This window comes from Parviterribacter multiflagellatus, from assembly GCF_056863265.1.
The window spans coordinates 1-18,164 of the sequence record NZ_JBXPIZ010000005.1; the positions used below are offsets into that span (position 1 = coordinate 1).

General features: G+C 75.0%; 15 protein-coding genes. 9 read left to right on the forward strand and 6 right to left on the reverse strand.

Features of this window, described 5'->3' with window-relative positions; translation table 11 throughout:
- The 5 genes from AC1UE5_RS11505 to AC1UE5_RS11525 all read left to right on the forward strand — a co-directional run.
- The coding region (locus AC1UE5_RS11505; protein ID WP_482923327.1) for a LytR C-terminal domain-containing protein at positions 1 to 904 on the forward strand (904 nt) is incomplete at its 5' end.
- 16 nt (positions 905 to 920) lie between these two features.
- Positions 921 to 1,472 carry a histidine phosphatase family protein gene (locus tag AC1UE5_RS11510; RefSeq protein ID WP_482923329.1) on the forward strand — a complete coding sequence of 184 codons (552 nt, stop codon included), beginning with the start codon at positions 921 to 923 and terminating at the stop codon, positions 1,470 to 1,472.
- Positions 1,469 to 3,289: a N,N-dimethylformamidase beta subunit family domain-containing protein gene (locus tag AC1UE5_RS11515; protein ID WP_482923332.1), complete on the forward strand. Its 1,821-nt coding sequence runs from the start codon at positions 1,469 to 1,471 to the stop codon at positions 3,287 to 3,289. Before AC1UE5_RS11510 ends, AC1UE5_RS11515 begins: the two co-directional genes overlap by 4 nt.
- The gene (locus tag AC1UE5_RS11520; protein ID WP_482923334.1) at positions 3,286 to 4,761 is read left to right on the forward strand and encodes an O-antigen ligase family protein; all 1,476 of its coding nucleotides are present in this window, start codon (positions 3,286 to 3,288) and stop codon (positions 4,759 to 4,761) included. Before AC1UE5_RS11515 ends, AC1UE5_RS11520 begins: the two co-directional genes overlap by 4 nt.
- Positions 4,758 to 6,185: a hypothetical protein gene (locus AC1UE5_RS11525; RefSeq protein WP_482923336.1), complete on the forward strand. Its 1,428-nt coding sequence runs from the start codon at positions 4,758 to 4,760 to the stop codon at positions 6,183 to 6,185. The genes AC1UE5_RS11520 and AC1UE5_RS11525 overlap by 4 nt, the downstream gene beginning before the upstream one ends.
- On the opposite strand, the gene AC1UE5_RS11530 is transcribed toward AC1UE5_RS11525, so the two are convergent.
- Together AC1UE5_RS11530 and AC1UE5_RS11535 are read right to left on the reverse strand one after the other, a co-directional pair.
- Complete coding sequence (locus AC1UE5_RS11530; protein ID WP_482923338.1) at positions 6,128 to 7,201, reverse strand: hypothetical protein; 1,074 nt, start codon at positions 7,199 to 7,201, stop codon at positions 6,128 to 6,130. The two genes, AC1UE5_RS11525 and AC1UE5_RS11530, sit on opposite strands and share 58 nt — an antisense overlap.
- Positions 7,201 to 7,512, reverse strand: coding sequence for a hypothetical protein (locus AC1UE5_RS11535; protein ID WP_482923340.1), 312 nt, complete (start codon positions 7,510 to 7,512; stop codon positions 7,201 to 7,203). The genes AC1UE5_RS11530 and AC1UE5_RS11535 overlap by 1 nt, the downstream gene beginning before the upstream one ends.
- Before the next feature lie 48 nt (positions 7,513 to 7,560).
- On the opposite strand from AC1UE5_RS11535, the gene AC1UE5_RS11540 reads away from it, so the two are divergent.
- Positions 7,561 to 9,015 (forward strand): lipopolysaccharide biosynthesis protein, encoded by a 1,455-nt coding sequence (locus AC1UE5_RS11540; RefSeq protein ID WP_482923342.1) that lies wholly within the window; start codon positions 7,561 to 7,563, stop codon positions 9,013 to 9,015.
- Here the strand turns inward: AC1UE5_RS11540 and AC1UE5_RS11545 are convergent.
- Complete coding sequence (locus AC1UE5_RS11545; protein WP_482923344.1) at positions 8,975 to 9,931, reverse strand: glycosyltransferase; 957 nt, start codon at positions 9,929 to 9,931, stop codon at positions 8,975 to 8,977. The genes AC1UE5_RS11540 and AC1UE5_RS11545 overlap by 41 nt on opposite strands.
- Before the next feature lie 125 nt (positions 9,932 to 10,056).
- On the opposite strand from AC1UE5_RS11545, the gene AC1UE5_RS11550 reads away from it, so the two are divergent.
- Positions 10,057 to 11,883 (forward strand): methyl-accepting chemotaxis protein, encoded by a 1,827-nt coding sequence (locus AC1UE5_RS11550; protein WP_482923346.1) that lies wholly within the window; start codon positions 10,057 to 10,059, stop codon positions 11,881 to 11,883.
- A 20-nt stretch (positions 11,884 to 11,903) separates the two neighbouring features.
- On the opposite strand, the gene AC1UE5_RS11555 is transcribed toward AC1UE5_RS11550, so the two are convergent.
- Complete coding sequence (locus tag AC1UE5_RS11555) at positions 11,904 to 13,073, reverse strand: phytoene desaturase family protein (protein WP_482923348.1); 1,170 nt, start codon at positions 13,071 to 13,073, stop codon at positions 11,904 to 11,906.
- 46 nt (positions 13,074 to 13,119) lie between these two features.
- Here AC1UE5_RS11555 and pdxR point away from each other — a divergent pair, with 46 nt between their 5' ends.
- Positions 13,120 to 14,508 (forward strand): MocR-like pyridoxine biosynthesis transcription factor PdxR, encoded by a 1,389-nt coding sequence (gene pdxR, locus AC1UE5_RS11560; RefSeq protein WP_482923350.1) that lies wholly within the window; start codon positions 13,120 to 13,122, stop codon positions 14,506 to 14,508.
- A gap of 96 nt (positions 14,509 to 14,604) precedes the next feature.
- Positions 14,605 to 15,474, forward strand: coding sequence for an NAD(P)H-binding protein (locus AC1UE5_RS11565; RefSeq protein ID WP_482923352.1), 870 nt, complete (start codon positions 14,605 to 14,607; stop codon positions 15,472 to 15,474).
- On the opposite strand, the gene AC1UE5_RS11570 is transcribed toward AC1UE5_RS11565, so the two are convergent.
- Complete coding sequence (locus AC1UE5_RS11570) at positions 15,461 to 16,771, reverse strand: PucR family transcriptional regulator (RefSeq protein WP_482923354.1); 1,311 nt, start codon at positions 16,769 to 16,771, stop codon at positions 15,461 to 15,463. The two genes, AC1UE5_RS11565 and AC1UE5_RS11570, sit on opposite strands and share 14 nt — an antisense overlap.
- Positions 16,657 to 18,117 (reverse strand): MFS transporter, encoded by a 1,461-nt coding sequence (locus AC1UE5_RS11575; RefSeq protein ID WP_482923356.1) that lies wholly within the window; start codon positions 18,115 to 18,117, stop codon positions 16,657 to 16,659. The genes AC1UE5_RS11570 and AC1UE5_RS11575 overlap by 115 nt, the downstream gene beginning before the upstream one ends.
- Positions 18,118 to 18,164: the final 47 nt, after the last annotated feature.

Below are 18,164 nucleotides of genomic sequence, written 5' to 3' on the forward strand. Positions count from 1 at the left end.
GCCGGCGACGCCCGGCCAGCCCGGCGCCACGCCGGCCGCAGGCGACGACGCGGCCGAGACCACCACGACCGGCCCGACGCCCGCCGGCGCGACCGCGAGCGGCGCGGGCACCGCGACGCCGGGTGCGCCCGGTGCGCCCACGCCCGGTCCGGATGCCGCCCCCGGCGCGGGCGCCGCTGCCGCAGGGGCCGGTGCGGCCGGTGCCGCCGCGGGCGCCGCAGCCGGTGGCGCAGCTGGCGGCCTGCCCCCGCGCACGCCCGCCGGCCGTCCTGGCGGCAACCGCCCCCAGGCGCCGCGTCCGGTGCCCGCGCAGGCCGCCCGCGCCACGCAGGCGTCCGCGACGCTCGGGCCGCGGAGCGACCACAAGGTCGAGCGGCGCAGCCGCCTCCCGATCTTCCTCGGCGCCGGCGCGCTCGTCCTCGTCGTGATCGTCGCGCTCGTGCTCGTCCTCGGCGGCGGTGACGACCAGCCCAGCAGCGCGACCGACACGCCGACGAACGAGGTCGTTCCGCCGCCTGGCGACGATGACACCACGACGACCAAGACGTCGGAGTCGACGCCGGTCGAGCCGTCCGAGGTCACGGTCGCGGTGCTCAACGGCACCACGATCGACGGCCTCGCCGGCCGCGTCGCGACGCAGATCGAGCAGGCCGGGTTCACCAAGGGAGCGGTGGCCACCGCGACCGACCAGACGCGCTCGGCGACGCTCGTCGAGTACGCGCCGGACCAGCGCGCCGCAGCCCGCAAGGTCGCCGAGGAGATCGGCGTCGACCCGAGCGAGGCGCTCGACGAGCTCAGCGACGCCACCCGCACCGTCGCGGGCGAGGGCGCCGACGTCGTCGTGACGGTCGGCTCGGACTACCAGGACGCCGGCGCGACCGAGGGCGCCGGGACTGGGCAGTAGGCGGGAGCCGCCCGTCGTGATCGCCCTCGCCAGGCACGGCGAGACGACGTGGAACACGGAAGGCCGGTTCCAGGGGAGCCTCGACGCCGAGGTCCCGCTCAACGAGCGCGGGCGCGAGCAGGCACGCGAGCTGGCCGAGCTGGCCGCCGCGCAGCAGCCGCCGTTCGTCGCGCTCTACGCCAGCCCGCTGGCCCGCGCCCGCGAGACCGCCGAGATCGTCGGCGCGCGCCTGGGCCTGACGCCGCGCTACGACGAGCGGCTCATCGAGAGCGACACCGGCGACTGGACCGGCCGCTACAAGGCGGACATCCAGCGGGACGAGCCGAAGACCTGGGCGCGGTACCTGGAGGCCGGTGACGACTGGGTGTTCCCCGGCGGCGAGTCGCTCGAGGAGCAGATGGAGCGCGTCATCGCCGCGCTCGTCGACATCACACAGGCGCACGAGCTGCCGGCGCTCGTCGTCTGCCACCGTGGCGTCATCCGCTGCGCCCTGGCCCACACCCACAAGCGCGGGCTCGACACCTACCACGAGTGGGTCATCCCGAACGGCGAGCTCGTCCGCCTGTGACCCGCCTCGCCCAAGGCGTCTTCGCCGCCCTGGTGGTCGCGACGTTCGCTGCGTTCTTCGTCGCCCAGAACCTCAAGACCAAGCCGAACGTCCTCGCGGAGCTGGGCGTGTCGGAGCGGGTCATCTCGCCCAACAACGACAGCCGCAACGACTTCGTCGACATCGGCGTCGTGCTGCGGCGCGACGAGTCGATCGACCTCACGGTCGTCGACGGGGACGGCGACACCGTGTTCACGCTGGCCGACGGGCGCGACGTCACGAAGGGCGAGCGCGTCACCGTGCGCTGGCGCGGGGAGCGCGGCGCCGGCGGCCGCGCGCCGGACGCGACCTACCGCGTCCGCCTCGGGCTCCGCCGCGAGGGGCGCTCGCTCGTGCTGCCGCGCGCGATCCGCGTCGACACCAGACCGCCCGCGACGCGGGTGCTGTCGGTCGGTCCCAACGAGGCGCCCGGGCCCGAGCTGCTGCCGAACCCCGAGGGCAAGCCCGCCGAGATCCGCTTCTTCGCGCCCGGCACCAAGGTCGCGGTCGAGATCTGGAAGACCGACGGCGCCGTGCCCCGCCGCGTCACGCCGCTCACCGTCCCGCCGCCGGACGAGTTCCGCAACGGCATCGCGAAGACCACGTGGGACGGCACGCGCCGCGGCCGCCCGGTCTCGCCTGGCACGTACGCGGTCGTCGTCCGCTCGCGCGACGAGGCCGGCAACATCGGCTGGTCGATCCCCGAGCGCACGCTGCGCCGCGGCGCGCGGCGCGGGGAGATCGCGCCCGGCCGCGGCGGCATCACCGTCCGCTACCTGGCGGCCGCGCCGCCGGTCCTCCCCGTGCAGGCCGGCAAGACGTTCACCGTCGGGGTCGACGCGCGCGGCGCCACGTACAACTGGAACGTCCGGCGGCTGGGCGAGCCCAACGCGAACACGCGCGGCCGGCGCGCGACCGGCGGCGAGCTCACGCGTGAGGTCCGCGGCGACGAGAGCGGCGTCCAGCTGTTCGAGGCGCGCACCCGCGACCGCGTCACGCAGGTCCCCATCGCGGTCGACGACCGGCGCGACAACCGCGTCCTCGTCGTCCTGCCGATGGCGACGTGGCAGGGCCGCAACGAGCTCGACGACGACGGCGACGGCCTGCCCAACACCCTCACCCGCGGCGTGCCCGTCCGGCTCAGCCGCGTGTTCTCCAAGGGCCTGCCCGAGGGCTTCACGGAGAACGAGGCGCCCGCGCTCCTCGCGCTCCAGCGGCAGGGCCTGCGCTTCGACCTCACGACGGACGTCGCGCTCGCCGCGGGCCGGGGCCCCAAGCTCGACGGCCATCGCGGGGTCCTGCTCCCCGGCGACGCGCGCTGGCTGAGCGAGGACGTCCGCCGCCAGCTGCGCCGCTTCGTCGTCAGCGGCGGCACGCTCGCCTCGTTCGGGACGACCTCGCTGCGCGCAGGCGTCCGCCAGACGCCGCGCCGCCTGCTCGACCCGACGCCGATCGCCCGCGCGGACCTGTTCGGCGCGCGGATCGACCCCGTGCGCAGCACGCCGGTCACGCTCACCAACCTCGAGGACGCGCAGTCCGTGCAGCTGTTCGCCGGTGGCGAGGGCCTGTTCCCGGACGTCGAGCGGTGGGAGGCCACCGCCTCGGTGGGGCCCGAGGCCGAGCTCCTCTCCACCGCCGTCACGGAGGCCGACGACCCGCAGCAGGTGGTCGTCGCCGCGCGGTTCGGCGAGGGCCTCGTGATCCGCACCGGCATCCCCGGCTTCGCGACCCGGCTGGGCACCGACCCGGCCTCCGCCGAGCTGTTCGGACGCATTTGGACGCTGCTGAGGGCCGGATGAGCACCGACGTCGATCCCATCCTCGCTGCGGGCGCGGTCGTCGCGGCGCTGCTCGCCGGCGGCGCGCTCGCGCTCGTCCTGCAGCCGCGCGTGCGGGCGCTGCTGATGCTCGCCGCGCTCGTGCTGACGCCGGTCCTGCTCCTCGCGGAGATCTGGGAGTCCGACCAGATCGAGACGCTGCGCGACCGGCCCGTCGTGGCGCTCGCCGCCGCGGGGGTGGGCGTCGTCGCGGTCGCGCTCCTCGCGCTGCTCCTGCACCGCAGGCCGATGCTCCTGCCCGTCCTCGCGGTCGCCGCGCTGCCGTTCCGCATCCCGATCGCGGCCGGCGGCGTCACCGCGAGCCTGCTCGTCCCGCTCTACCTCGTCATCGCCGCGGGCGTGCTCGCGTACGCGGTGCCGCGGCTCGGCGCCCGCGCGCCGGCCGAGGAGGAGCCGCAGGGCCGCTGGGTCCGCCGCCTGCTCGCGCTGGCGATCGTCCTCTACGCCGCGCAGGCGTCGTACTCGAGCGACTTCGAGCGCGCGCTCCAGCAGGTCGTCTTCTTCTACGTCCCGTTCGCGCTGCTCGCGACGCTGCTGTGCCGCATCACCTGGACGCGGACGATGCTCGAGCGCTGCCTGGCGACGCTCGTCGCGCTGTCGGTCGTGTTCGTCTCGATCGGCTTCGTCGAGTACGCCACGCGCCACATCCTGCTCAACCCGAAGGTCATCGCCTCGAACCAGCTCGAGGAGTACTTCCGGGTCAACTCGCTCTTCTTCGACCCGAACATCTACGGCCGCTTCCTGGCGATCGTGATGCTGCTGGTCACGGCGCTGCTGCTGTGGGACAAGCGCCCGCGCGTCACGGTCGGCTGCGGCGTCCTGCTGGCGTTCCTGTGGGCCGGCCTCGTCCTCACGCTGTCGCAGTCGAGCTTCACCGCGCTGCTCGCCGGCCTGGCCGTCCTCGCGGCGCTGCGCTGGGGGACGAAGCCCGCGGCGATCGCGGCGGGCGCGGTGCTCCTCGCGGGCATCGTCGTCGTGCTCGTCACGCCCGGGACGTTCGGGCTGGATCGCGACGCCAACGACGCGTCGAGCGGGCGGCTCGACCTCATCGAGGGCGGCCTGCGCCTGGCGGGCGACGCGCCGGTCGTCGGCCACGGCTCGGGCGCGTTCCGCCGCGAGTACCGCCGGCACGAGAACGCGACGGGCGAGCGCGCGACCAACGCGTCGCACACGATCCCCGTGACCGTCGCCGCCGAGCAGGGCGTGCCGGGCCTCGTCGTCTACCTCGCGCTGCTCGCCGCGGCGCTCGCGCTGCTCCTGCGCGACGCGCGCACGTCGATCGCCCGCGCGGGTGTCGCGGCGGCGTTCGTCGCGCTCGTCGTCCACACCCTGATGTACGCCGCGTTCCTGGAGGACCCGCTGACGTGGGCGCTGCTGGGCATCGGCGTCGGCCTCGCGAAGTGGCGGCCGGAGCGCGAGCTGGAGTCGGCATGAGCCGCCGCGCCGAGCTGCTCGGCGTCGGGGTCGTCGCGCTCGGCGCCCTCGCGTTCTTCCTCCTCGCGCCGACGTACCCCAACTACGACGCGTACTACCACCTCGTCTGGGGGCGCGAGCTCGTCGACGGCCAGGCGCCGACGCTCGAGGCCTACAAGGCGCCGACGCAGCACCCGTTGGAGATCCTCGTCGCCGCGGTGCTCGGCGTCGTCCTCGGGACGGACGCCGACCGCGCGTTCGTCCTCATCGCGGTGCTGTCGCTCGTGTCGCTCGGCTGGGCCGTCTTCCGCCTCGGCTGGCGGCTGTTCGGCGTGCTGCCCGGAGTCGCCGCCGCGTTCTTCACGCTGTCGAGCTTCTCGCTGCTGCTGCTCGCCGCGCGCGGCTACCGCGACATCCCGTTCCTGGCGCTCGTCTTCTGGGCCGGCGTGCGGGTGGTGGAGAAGCGCGACGACAAGGTCACGATGCTCCTGCTCGTCCTGGCCGGGCTCCTGCGCCCGGAGGCGTGGATCCTCGCCGGCCTGTTCGCGCTGTGGCGCCGCTCGATCCCGCTGCTGGCCGCATCGGCCATCGCGCCGCTGGTGTGGGCGGGCGTCGACCTCGCGGTCACCGGCGACCCGCTGCGCTCGCTGACCGGCACGAGCGAGCTGGCCGAGGAGCTCGGGCGCGAGCGGGGCATCGGCAAGGTCCCGGGCGCGTTCGTGACGTTCGTCGTCGACGCGCTGCGGCTGCCGGTCGCCGCGATGGCCGCGGCCGGGTTCGTGCTGGCGTGGAAGCGCATCGGACCGCGCAGGCTGATCGTCCCGCTGGCGCTGCTCGGCGCGGGCGTCGTGACGTTCGTCGGGACCGGCGTCGCGGGCCTGTCGATCCTCCCGCGCTACCTGACCGTCCCGACCGTCGCGCTGACGCTCTTCGCCGGCTACGCGCTCGCGGGCTTCGTGACGCTCCCGCCCGGCCGGACGCGGCAGCTGTGGACGTACGGCGCCGCGGTGCTGCTCGCCGGCGGGTTCGCGTTCGTCGCCGTGCGCGCGCACGTCGTCACGCGCCTCACCACCGAGCTGGCCTTCATCGACGGCACGCACCGCGACCTCGACGCGATCCTCCACACGCCCGAGGTGCAGGCGGGCGCGCGGTGCGGGCCGATCACGTTCCCCAACTACCGGCTCGTGCCCGACACGCGGTGGATGCTCGACCTCCCCGCCGGCCGTGTCGGCGCGCGCTCGGCCAAGCGGCACGAGCACGGCGTCGCGATCTTCGCCGTCGGCAACAAGTCGCTGCGCCGCTACGGCTTCGCGGACGGCGCGAGCCCGTCGACCAACGCGCCCGACCCGGGGTTCGCGCCGGTCGCGCGGCGCGGGCGGTTCGTCGCCTACGTCTCCTGTCCGGACGGCGCCGGGGCGTCGGCGGGCAGCTCGACGTCGAGCTGACGCAGCCGCTCCCACAGCGGCGCGTTGACCCGCTCTGGCGTCTGCTCCAGCGCCCACCCGCGCAGCTCCAGGTCCGGCCGCTCCCGGTCGCCCGCGTGCGCGAGCAGCGCCGCCGCGAACGCCTCGGGCCCGTCGGCGAACGTCACCGCGCGGTCCCACGTCCGCGCGCCCGCCAGCGACTGCATCACCGTGCGGCGGCCGACCTTCGCGTACTTGAGGATGCGGTAGGGGAGCGCCGGGTCGTTGAACTCGCTGCGCTCGAACGGGACGATCCCGACGTCCGCGGTGAGCATCAGCCGCGCCGCCTCCTCGTCGCTGCGGCGGCCGAGCCACACGAGCGACGGGTGCGCGCGACACGCCGCGTAGTCCTCGTCGCCCCGCATCTCGTCGTCGTGCCAGTCGCCGATGAGCAGGAGCACGAGCCGGTCGCCGAGCCGCTCGGCGACGCCGCGCAGCAGCGCCCAGTCCGTCCGCCAGCCGAGGTGCCCGAGGGAGAGCGCGACCACCGTGCCGGTCGGGTCGGGCGCCGGGAAGTCGCCCGCGGCCAGGCCGACGACGGTCGCCTCGCGCCCCGCCTCGCGTTCCAGCTCCGCCAGCCGCTCGCTCGCGACGAACGTCAGCGCCGCCTTCGTCGCCGCCTCGGTGTGCAGCGCCTCCAGCCGCTCGCGCAGCTTCGGCCCGGCGTCGTAGGCGTGCTCGTAGCGGTCCCAGCGGCCGTACCAGACCTCCGCCCGCGCCCGCTCGGACAGCTCCTTGGCCAGCGGCCACTGGAGCGGGTGGAACATCACGATCACCGCGGGGCGCCCCGGCAGCCGGCGCAGCAGCCGCCGCGCCTGGCCGCGCGCGAGCCGCGTCGCCCCCGCCGGCGGGACCCGGCCGAACGCGCCGTACGGCACGGTGCCGGGCTCCACGGCGACGACGCCGGGCGCGCGCAGCAGGTCCTGCGCCTGCTCGCGGAGGATGAACTGCTCCAGCGGCCGCGGGAGCAGCAGCACGGCGATCGGCCTGCGCGCCATCAGAGGTCGTCGACCTGGGTCGCGTACCACGTGTCGCCCTCGGCCTCGTAGTGCACCCGGCTGGGCAGCCGGTCGCGGGCGTGCAGCTGCAGGTGCAGCAGGTCGAGCTCGCGCGCGTCGACGGGACGCAGGGCGAACGTGATCTCGTCGCCTTCGGCGGTGCGCAGGACGAGCTCCTCTCCGGTCACGACGGTCAGGATGCCGTCCGCCGTCCCCGCCTCCACCGGCGCGCTGGCGGCGCCGTCCTCGTCCCCGCAGGCGACGGGCGCGAGCACGAGCAGCACGCAGCAGAGGGCGACGAGGGGCTTCACGGCACCCGCACGTATACCGTGCCCGCGCCGGATAGCGTGCCTGCGCGCATGGGCGCGCTCGTCAACCGCCTGCTCGCGTCCGGCGCGAGCTACCAGGCCTCCGCCGTCGTCTCCGCCGGGCTCGGCGCGCTGATGCTGCCGCTGTACACGCGGGCGCTCACGCCGGCCGACTACGGCCTCGCCGAGACGCTGCTCACGTACATCATCCTCATCTCGATCCCGCTGCGGCTCGGCCTGGGCGAGGCGTTCGTCCGCTTCTGGTACGAGGACGACGACTCCGAGCACCACCGGCGCGTCTCGCGGATCGTCTCCGGGACGGTCTTCATCACGACGACCGTGGCGGCGCTGATCGGCCTCGTCTTCGCGGGCGAGCTGTCGGAGCTGCTGCTCGACGAGCACGACCCGGTGCTCTTCGCCTACGGCCTGCTCGGGCTGTGGGCGTTCACGAACCTCGAGGTGGCCTACGCGCAGCTGCGGGTCGAGGAGCGCATGCGCGACTACCTGCTCGTCTCGCTGACCAACGTCTTCCTGACGATCGGGCTGACGCTCGTGCTGGTCGTCGGGTTCGACACCGGCGCCCACGGCTACGTGCTGGGCAACTACGCGGCATCGGCGGTCGTGCTGCTGGCGCTGTGGTGGAACCTGCGCGAGCGGCTCGGCTTCGGTTTCCACGGCATCAGGCCCCTGCTGCGCTTCGGGCTGCCCACGATCCCCGCGGACATGGCGGTCTTCGCGCTCAACGTCGTCGACCGGGCCTACCTGCTGCAGACGCAGGGCAAGGACGAGGCCGGCCTGTACGCGCTGTCGGTGAAGCTGGCGACGGCGGTGATCGTGGCGGTGCGCGGCTTCCAGCTCGCGTGGCCGCCGCTGGCGTACTCGATCACCGACGACGACGAGGCGCGGCGCTTCTACGCGGCGGTCACCACCTGGTACGTCGCGTTCACCGGCTTCTGCGTCGCCGGGCTGGCGCTGCTGGGGCGCTGGCTCGTGCGGCTGCTGGCGGCGCCGGAGTTCTACGAGGCGCACGAGGCGCTGCCTTGGGTGGCGCTCGGGTGGGCGTGCTACGGCCTGTTCCTCGTCTTCGTGGTGATCGCCGGGCGCGCGAAGGTGACGTTCCACCAGCTGCCCGCCGCCCTCGCGGGCCTGGCGGTCAACGTCGTGCTCATCGTGCTCCTGGTCGACCCGCTGGGCATCGCGGGCGCGGGCATCGCGCTGGGCGGCGCGTACCTGGCGATGCTCGCGGTGCTGGCGACGCTGACGCGGCGGGCGTTCGCCGTGCCGTTCGAGGTCGGGCGGCTCCTCCACGTCGTCGGCGTGATGGTCGCCGTGACGGTCGCGGCCGAGCTGCTCCTGCCGACCGACGGCGTGGTCGGCTTCGCGACGCGCGCCGCGGCCTGCGCGCTGATCCCGCTGCTGCTGTGGCTGACGCGCTTTCCGACCGACGCCGAGAAGCGGGGGTTCGTCACCGCTTACCGGAAGGCGCGCCTGCGCCTCGCGCGTTGAACGCCGCAGCGGCCTCGCGGATGCCCTCGCCCCGGCCGGGGCGCAGCGTCGCCGTGACGTGGCGGGCGTAGCGGCGCGGGTCGTGGCCGGGCAGCACGAGCGCGCCGACCGCCCGGGCCGCGTACGGCAGCGCCGTCAGCCACCGCACCGCGCGGGCGGCGCCCGGCCCGTGGTGGAGCGTCACGTAGAGGTCGCGGTTGCGGGCGAACTCCACGATCCGCCGCTCGGGGACCGTGTCGGTGGAGAGCTGCTCGTGGTGGTAAGCCGCCGCTGACGGGACGTGGAGGATCGTCCAGTCCGCGTCGCGCAGCCGCTTGCAGAAGTCGACCTCGTCGGAGTAGACGAAGAAGCGCGGGTCGAGCTCGCCGACCTGCGCCGCCGCCCGCCGGCGCACCAGCATCGCCGCCGACTGCACCCAGTCGACCTCGCGCACCGCGTCGTCGCCGCCCGACTGGACGTTGCGCCCGTGGAGGAGCACGGCGGCGGCGAGCGCGGTGCGGACGGTGGGGAAGCGCCACGCCGACGGCTGCGGCGTCCCGTCCGGGCGGAGCAGGCGGGCGCCCGCCGCCGCGGCCCGCGGCTCGGCTTCGAGGGCGGCGTGGAGGGCGGCGGTCGCGCCGGGCAGCAGCTCGGAGTCCTCGTTGAGCAGGAGCCCGTACCGGCCCTGCGCGCGCCGCAGCAGCGCCGAGTCGTTCTCGCCCTTCCCGCGCCGCTCGTCGAGCGCGAGCACCTCGTCCACGGCCGGATGGGCGCGCGCCGCCTCGGCTGAGCCGTCCTCGGACGCGTTGTCCAGCACGAGCATCTCGGTCGCGAACGGGACGGCGGCCCGCTCGCGCGCGATCGCGTCCAGGCCCCGGAGCAGCAGCTCGCGCTGGCCGGTGTTGACGACGCAGTAGGTGACCTCGACCGTGCTCATCGGCGACCCAGGATGACGCGTCAGCGGTCAGCGACCGCTTGCTCTGCTGAACGAGTGTCCATAAGGCTCAAACCGGGACACCGGAGACCGATGAAAGGCGGGACCCGTCTTCTCCCACCTTAGGTATGTCCTGGTTCACCACTCACCTGCGCGCGAAGCTCCTCGGGGGCTTCGCCATCGTGCTCGCCGTCATGGTGGGCATCATCGCCCTCGGACTCTCGGCCGTCGGGTCCGCCGCTGACAAGTCGAAGGACATGGCGAAGGTCGACCTGCCGTCGGCCAACGCCATCGGCTCCATCGGCGCCAACGAGGGCAACATCCGCGTCGTCGAGCTCATGGCGATGGACGCCATCGGCCAGCCCGACTCGCTCGAGCAGCTCGGCGCGATCACCAAGGAGCTGACCGCCGAGATCGACAAGTCGTTCGCCGGCTACCAGCCGTCCTCCGCCGCCGACCGCGCCGGCTTCACCAAGGCCAAGGCGCAGTGGGAGGCCTACAAGGCCATCGACGAGCAGCTCCTCGCCGCGGTCGCCGCCGGCGACCGGAAGGCGCTCGCGACCCTCGTCCCTCAGGCGATCGAGGCGTACGAGCCGCTCGCCGTCCAGCGTGGCGAGTGGGCCACAGCCGTCCAGAAGGCGTCCGGCACCCGTGCGGCGGAGATCGCCGACACCGAGAGCAGCTCGCGCAAGGGCCTGCTCGCGCTCGGCGCCGTCGCCATCCTGCTCGGCGTCGGCATCGCCCTGCTGCTCGCCAAGATGATCGTCGGCGGCATCAGCAACGTCCTGGGCGCCGCCAAGGGCATCGCCGAGGGCGACATCGACCAGGAGATCGAGGTCAAGACCAAGGACGAGGTCGGCCAGCTCGGCGTCGCGTTCCAGGAGCTCATCACCTACGTGCACGGGACCGCCGAGGAGGCGAACCGCATCGCCGCCGGCGACCTGTCGCACCCGGTGGTGCCGAAGTCCGACAAGGACGTCCTCGGCATCGCGTTCCGCGACATGCAGACCAACCTCTCCGAGCTCGTCGGCGCCGTCCAGCGCAGCGCCGGGACGCTCTCCGCCTCGTCGCAGGAGATGGCGTCCACGTCCGAGGAGGCCGGTCGCGCCGTGGGTGAGATCGCCCAGGCCGTGTCCGACGTCGCCCAGGGCGCCGAGCGTCAGGTGCGCTCGGTCGAGGAGGCCAAGCAGGCCACCGAGGAGGTCACCTCCGCGACCGAGGCGTCCGCCGCCTCCGCGCAGGAGACCGCCGCCGCGGCCGCCGAGGCCCGGCAGGTCGCTGCCGAGGGCGAGGAGGCCGTCGCCAAGGCCACCACGGCCATGCGCGAGGTCCGCGAGTCCAGCGCGTCGGTCACCGCCGCGATGCAGCAGCTCGGCCAGAAGTCCGAGCAGATCGGCGGCATCGTCGAGACCATCACCGGCATCGCCGGCCAGACCAACCTCCTCGCGCTCAACGCCGCCATCGAGGCCGCGCGTGCGGGCGAGCAGGGCCGCGGCTTCGCCGTGGTCGCCGAGGAGGTGCGCAAGCTGGCCGAGGAGTCGCAGGCGGCCGCGGCCACCATCGCGACCCTGGTCGAGGAGATCCAGGCGGAGACCTCGCAGGCCGTCGCCGTCGTCGAGGAGACGGCGGAGCGGACCGAGGAGGGCGCCGCGACGGTCGAGCAGGCCCGCGAGGCCTTCGGCCGCATCGGCAGCTCGGTCGAGGACATGACCGGCCGCGTCGACGCGATCGCCGCCGCCGTGCAGCAGATCGCCGCCAGCGCGCAGAAGGTGCAGACGGACATGAGCGAGGTCGCCGCGGTGGCCGAGCAGTCGTCCGCGTCGTCCGAGCAGGTCTCGGCGTCGACCGAGGAGACCTCCGCGTCCGCGCAGGAGATCGCCTCGTCGGCTCAGGGCCTGGCGCGCACCGCCGAGGAGCTCGAGACGCTCGTCGGCCGGTTCACGTTGGCTTCGTAGCCGCCTCGGTCACCCCACCCTCACGACAAGGCCGCGGCCCCTCGGGTCGCGGCCTTCGTCGTTCTGGCGACGGCCAGGCGGGCCGCCTCGATCGCGCTCATCGCGGCGACCTCGGCGAGGATGCCCGGCGCGGCGGTCTGGTCGCCGCAGAGGTAGACGCCGTCGCCGCGGTCGATCGCCGGGCGGTCGCGCCAGCTCGTGCCGGGGAGGTCGAGCGCGCCGCTGCGCCCGTCCATCACCTGCCGCCGGCGCCAGGTCACGCGGTCGCGCCAGCCGTCGAACGACGCGTCGAGCAGGCGCTCCAGCCGAGCGGTCGCCACGTCGGTCGTCTCGCCGGGCACGAGCGGCATCTGCGCCTGCACCAGCTCCTCGCCCTCGGGCGCGACCGAGGGGTCCGGGGCGCTGAAGCGCTCGACCCAGCCGGCGCTGTCGAGGTCGGAGACGATGTACGGGTCGCCGCGGCGGTGCGTCAGGCCGAGGTCGAGGCAGACCGTGTGGCCGCTCGGCCACGTGAGCGTCTCGTCGCCGAGCAGCGCGCGGGCGTCGCGCAGCTCCAGCGCGACGATCACCGGCGGTGCGGGGAGCGCGTCGACGCGCTCGCCCGTGACGATCTCGACGCCCAGCGCGCGGGCGTGGCGCTCGAGCGCCTCCACGAGCCGCGACCAGCCGCCCACGACGAACCGGGCCGGCGGCTTGGCGGTCAGCAGCAGCTGCTGGTGGCGCTCCCACACGAACGCGGCCGAGAGCTCGCCCGGGTCGTGGTGGAACGTGAAGACGCCGGCGAGGCACGAGAGGAAGTCGGCGGTGCGGTCGTTGCTGTGGTCGGCGACCCACGAGCGGAAGTCCTGGTCGACCGGCGCGACGCGCCCGCGCAGCCGCAGCCCCGGCGGGATGAGCGTCAGCGGCGGCGTGCGGTGGCTGGCGCCCTCGTAGTGGAACCGCGCGCCGGTCAGGACCGGGCGCGCCACCGGCGGCAGCAGCGAGCGCTCGGTCAGCCACGCCCACAGCCCCGTCCCCTGGTAGAGCGCGTGCGGCCCGAGGTTCGCCTTGTAGGCCTTGTCGGTGCTCTGCGCGCGGCCGCCGAGCCGCTCGCGCGCCTCGAAGAGCCGGACGGCGCTGCCCGCCTCGGCGCACGTGATGGCGGCGGTCAGGCCGGCGACGCCACCTCCCACGACGGTGATCTCGCTCATGACGGCGACGCTACGGCGCAGCTGGCCTCACGTACAGTGCCAGTTCGTGGCGTCCCATGAAGGGCCAGTCGACCTCCTCGTCGCGCTCGAACGGGGCGGCGCCGCGCCGATGTACGACCAGCTCGAGCGCACGCTGCGCGACGCGATCCGCGACGGGCGCCTCGCCGCCGGCGCGCGGCTGCCGTCGAGCCGGGCGCTGGCGCAGGAGCTCGGCGTCTCGCGCGGGGTGGTCACGGCGGCCTACTCGCAGCTCACCGCCGAGGGCTACCTGGAGAGCCGCCAGGGCGCGCCGGTGCGCGTGACGCGCGGGGTGCGCGCCCAGCCGCCGGGGCCGAGCCCGCCGCCGCTGCTGGAGACGTACGCCTACGACCTCACGCCCGGCCTGCCCGACCTCGCGGCGTTCCCGCGCGACCGGTGGGTCCGCGCACTGCGCCGCGCGTGGCTCCAGGCGCCGCTCGACGCGATCGGCCGCAGCGACCCGCGCGGCGTGCCGGCGCTGCGGCAGGCGCTGGCCGACCACCTGCGCCGCGTGCGCGGCGCGGCCACGGACGCCGAGCACGTGCTCGTGTGCACCGGCTTCCGCCAGGGCCTCGCGCTCACCTGCCGGTGGATGCGCGCGATCGGGCTGCGGCAGGTCGCGCTGGAGGACCCAGGCTGGCACGCGCACCGGCTGACGGTCGAGGACGCGGGGCTGGCGGTCGTGCCGGTCCCGGTCGACGGCGAGGGCATCGACGTCGACGCGCTGGCGGCGAGCGGCGCCGACGCGGTGGTCGTGACGCCGGCGCACCAGTTCCCGACCGGGCCGATCCTCAGCGCCCGGCGCCGCGCCGCGTTGATCGCCTGGGCCGAGAGCGGCGACCGGCTGATCGTCGAGGACGACTACGACGCGGAGCTGTGCGGCGAGCGCGTCGGCGCGCTGCAGGGGCTCGCGCCCGATCGCGTGCTCTACGTGGGCTCGGCCAGCGCGCGGCTCGCGCCCGGCCTGCGGCTCGGGTGGATGCTCGCGCCGTCGTGGCTGTCGTGGTCGCTCATCACCGCGAAGGTCGTCGAGGACGGCGGCTCGGAGGTCGCAGGCCAGCTCGCGCTCGCCGACTTCATCGCGGCCGGCGACCTGGATCGCCACCTGCGCCGGATGCGCCTGCGCTACGCGCGTCGGCGGGAGCTGCTCGCGGCGGCGCTGGCGCAGGAGCTGCCGGGGTGGCGCCTACGGCCGTCGCCCGGCGGCCTCCACACGGTCGCCGACCTGCCGCCTGGGATGTCCGAGCCCGCGCTCCTCGCGTCGGCGGCCCGGCGCGGCCTGGGGCTCGAAGGGCTCTCGCTCCACAGCTACCGTGGCGACTGCCCGCCGGGCCTCGTCCTCGGCCACGGCGCGGTCCCGAACGGGGCGATCGGCCGCGCGGTGCAGCTCCTCGCGGCGGCGGCGGCGGAGGCCTAGCCGACGACCGGTCTTGTCGCCTTCCGGCAAAGCGGCGAGCGGAACTTGCCGGGATGCGGCAACGTCAAGGTCCATGCGCGTGCATACGGTGCGGGCATGACCAGCCCCCACATCCTGATCACCGGCGCCACCGGAAAGACCGGCCGCGAGGTGGCGGCGCAGCTCGCCGGCCGCGACGGCGTGACCGCCCGCGCGGCGAGCCGCTCGGCCCGCGACGTCGCCGGCGTGCCCGGCGTGCACTTCGACTGGCAGGACCGCGCGACGTGGGCGCCCGCCGTCGGGGACGCCGACCGCGTCTACCTCCTGCGGTCCGACCTCCCGGAGAGTCCCGAGCTGATCGCCGCGCTCCTCGAGGCGGCGCCCCAGCTGCGCCGGGTGGTGCTGCTGTCGGAGATCCAGTGCGGCCTCGCGGAGCCGGACCACTGGGAGCGGCGGATCGAGCGTGCCGTGACCGATCGCGCGGCGGAGTGGACGGTCCTGCGGCCGAACTGGTTCGCCCAGACCCTGACCGACGACCAGTACTTCCGCGAGACCCTCCGCACGCGGGGCGAGCTCGTGCTCCCGACCGCCGGCGCCGCGATCTCCTTCGTCGACACGCGCGACGTCGCGGCGGTCGCGGTCGCCGCGCTGCTCGAGGAGGGCCACCACGGGCAGGCCTATGAGGTGACGGGCTCGCAGGCCTGGACGCTCGCAGAGGTCGCCGAGCTGGTCGCGCGGGCGACGGGCCGGCAGATCACGCACGTCGACCCGCCGCTGGAGGACTACCTGCGCGACCTCGGGGCCGCGGGGTACGACGACACGTTCGTCGGCGCCTGGCGCCGCGCGTTCGGCCGGGTCACCGACGGATCGGACGCCCTGGTCTCGGACGCGGTCGAGCGGGTGACGGGGCGGCCGCCGCGCGGGCTCCCGGAGTACGTCGCCGCCCACGCCGACCAGTGGCGCACGGCGCCGGTCAGCGCGGCGTGACGTCGTCCAGCACGATCGGCGCGAGGCGCAGGGCGATGCCCAGCTCCTCGCGTCGGCCGAGCAGCGGCCGCCCGAGCCGCTCCTCGATCGTGCGCAGGCGGTAGACGACGGTCCGCTCGTGGACGCCGAGCGTCGCGGCCGCCGCGACGGCGTTGTGCCCGGCCGCGAAGTACGCGGCCAGCGTGGCGCGGAGGGTCGCGCTGCGCTTGTCGGCCCCGGCGAGCGGGCCCAGCTCCCGCTCGGCGAACGCGCGTGCCGCGCGCGGGTCGCGCAGGGCGAGCGTGAGCAGCGCGACGTCGTCGTGGAACGTGAGCGGTCCGCCGCCGGCCTCGCGCGCGACGCCGGAGGCCGCCAGCGCCTCCGCGTGGGTGGCGCGGAAGCCGTCGATCCCCTCCGCGGGCGCGCCGACCGCGAGGAACGTCGCTTCGGGCAGCTGCGCGGCGGCCAGCCGGCGGCGCAGGGCGGCGCGGTCGGCCGCGCCGTCGCCGCTCAGCCAGCCCCACGCCGGCCGGTCGCCGTCCGCGACGACGAGCAGCTCCAGCTCGGTCGCCGCGCCGGCGGCCTGCAGGGCCGCGCGCGGCTCCTCGCCCCACGCGACGAGCCCGACGTGCGGGACGTCGAGGCGGTGGCCGAGCGTGCCGGTCTCCACCGGGCGCCCGTCGAGCAGCGCGCGTACGAGCTCGCGGCGGCGCCGGCCGCTGTCCCGGGTCAGCGCCGCGCGCTCGCGCTCGTGCTCCTCGGCCGTCCGGACGACGATCCAGTCGAAGTACGCGAAGAGCCAGTCCGAGGCGATGCGCAGAGTCTCGGCGCGCAGGGCCGGTACGACGGAGCGGTCGACGTGCTCCAGGACGGCGTCGAACAGCAGCCGGTGCGCGATGCGGTAGCACTGCGCGAGCGCGGCGACCGGCACGCCCCGGTCGGCGCTCAGCCGCGCCTCCTCGATGGCCACCGGCGGCGGCTCGACGGCGTCGACCGGGCGGCGCTCCCCGAGCCCGTCGAGGATGAAGTGCAGCTGCGTGTCGTAGCTGCGGCGGCTCACCGCGACGAAGTGCGGGTCCTCCCGGGCGAAGAAGACCGGCAGCTCGACGTGCATCCGCTCCAGCCCCCGCTCGACGAGGGTGGGCACCTCGGCGTGGAGCTGCGCCGCGAGCTCCCGCAGGCCGGCGTCGAGGGAGGAGGCGGTCAGTGCGCCACCACGGGCTCGCCGTCGGCCGCGTCGGTCGCGAACTCCTCCGCGCCCGCGGGCAGGATCAGCCCGCAGACGATCGCCCCCACGAGGAAGATGCCGGCCGACCACCAGAACGCGGTGGTGTAGCCCTGCATCGCCGCCTCGGCGGCGACCTCGGGCGTCCTCGGCCGCGACGTCGCGTACTCGACCGCCGCGGTGTTCGCCATCGTGCTCAGGAAGGCGGTGCCGATGGAGCCGCCGACCTGCTGCGTCGTGTTGACCATCGCCGACGCCACGCCCGAGTCCTGCGACTGCACCCTGTGGATCGCCGCGACGAACGACGGCGCGAAGATCAGGCCCATCCCCACGCCCATCACGATCAGGGCCGGCAGGACGTGGCCGGCGTACGACGAGTCGACCTCGAGCTGCGCGAACAGCACGAGCGCCACCGACGCGAGCGCCATGAGCGGCTTGGGGCCGAAGCGCGGGACGAGGTTCGTGTTCCCCGCCGTCGCCGTGACCATGATCGCGGCGGTCATCGGGAGGAACGCCAGGCCCGTCTCGATCGGCGACATCCCCAGCGTCTGCTGGAGGTAGAACGTCAGGAAGAGGAAGACGCCGAACATCCCGGCGCCCGAGATGCCGACGGCCAGGTACGCGCCGCCGCGGGTGCGGTCGAGGACCACGCGCATCGGCAGCAGCGGGTGCCTGACGCGCTGCTGGAGCACCACGAAGACGCTCAGCAGCACCACACCGGCGGCGAGCGAGCCGACGGTGATCCCCGCGCTCCAGCCCTCGGTCTCGGCCTTCGCGAAGCCGAAGACGAGCAGGAACAGACCTGCACACGCCGTCACGGTGCCGGGGAGGTCGAGCTTCGGCCGGTCCGGGTGGCCGGCCTGCGCGATGAGGACGATCGCGGCGACCGCGGCCGGGATCGCGAAGAGCAGGTTCACGTACAGGCACCAGCGCCACGAGAGCGTCTCGGTGAGCACGCCGCCGAGCAGCAGGCCGATCGCCGCGCCGCCGCCCGCGATGGCGCCGAAGATGCCGAACGCCTTGCCCCGCTCGGCCGGGTCGGTGAACGTCACGCTGAGCAGCGAGAGCGCCGCGGGGGCGAGCAGCGCGCCGAAGACGCCCTGCAGCGCGCGGGCGACCACGAGCACGCCGAACGAGCCCGCCATGCCGCCGATCGCCGACGCCACCGCGAAGCCGACGCAGCCGGCGACGAACGCCCACTTGCGGCCGAACAGGTCGCCGATCCGCCCGCCGAGCAGCAGGAGCGAGCCGAACGCGAGCGCGTACGCGGTGATGATCCACTGCCGGTCGTCGTTGGAGAACCCGAGGTCCTCCTGGGCCGACGGGAGCGCGATGTTCACGATCGTCGCGTCGAGCACCACCATCAGCTGGGCGATGCCGATGACGCCGAGGATCGTCCAGCGGCGGGCGTGGTTGTGGTCGTTCGCGTGGGTCGGCACGGGGCGCTCCGGGGCAGAGGTGTTCCCCGAGGCTACGGGGCGCACAC

Excerpts from the sequence above, each read along its gene's own strand:
- AC1UE5_RS11520 (WP_482923334.1), top strand. The coding sequence starts at position 3,286 with ATGAGCACCGACGTCGATCCCATCCTCGCTGCGGGCGCGGTCGTCGCG.
- AC1UE5_RS11565 (WP_482923352.1), top strand. The coding sequence starts at position 14,605 with ATGACCAGCCCCCACATCCTGATCACCGGCGCCACCGGAAAGACCGGC.
- AC1UE5_RS11530 (WP_482923338.1), bottom strand. The coding sequence starts at position 7,201 with ATGGCGCGCAGGCCGATCGCCGTGCTGCTGCTCCCGCGGCCGCTGGAG.
- AC1UE5_RS11545 (WP_482923344.1), bottom strand. The coding sequence starts at position 9,931 with ATGAGCACGGTCGAGGTCACCTACTGCGTCGTCAACACCGGCCAGCGC.
- AC1UE5_RS11540 (WP_482923342.1), top strand. The coding sequence starts at position 7,561 with ATGGGCGCGCTCGTCAACCGCCTGCTCGCGTCCGGCGCGAGCTACCAG.
- AC1UE5_RS11525 (WP_482923336.1), top strand. The coding sequence starts at position 4,758 with ATGAGCCGCCGCGCCGAGCTGCTCGGCGTCGGGGTCGTCGCGCTCGGC.
- AC1UE5_RS11550 (WP_482923346.1), top strand. The coding sequence starts at position 10,057 with ATGTCCTGGTTCACCACTCACCTGCGCGCGAAGCTCCTCGGGGGCTTC.
- AC1UE5_RS11555 (WP_482923348.1), bottom strand. The coding sequence starts at position 13,073 with ATGAGCGAGATCACCGTCGTGGGAGGTGGCGTCGCCGGCCTGACCGCC.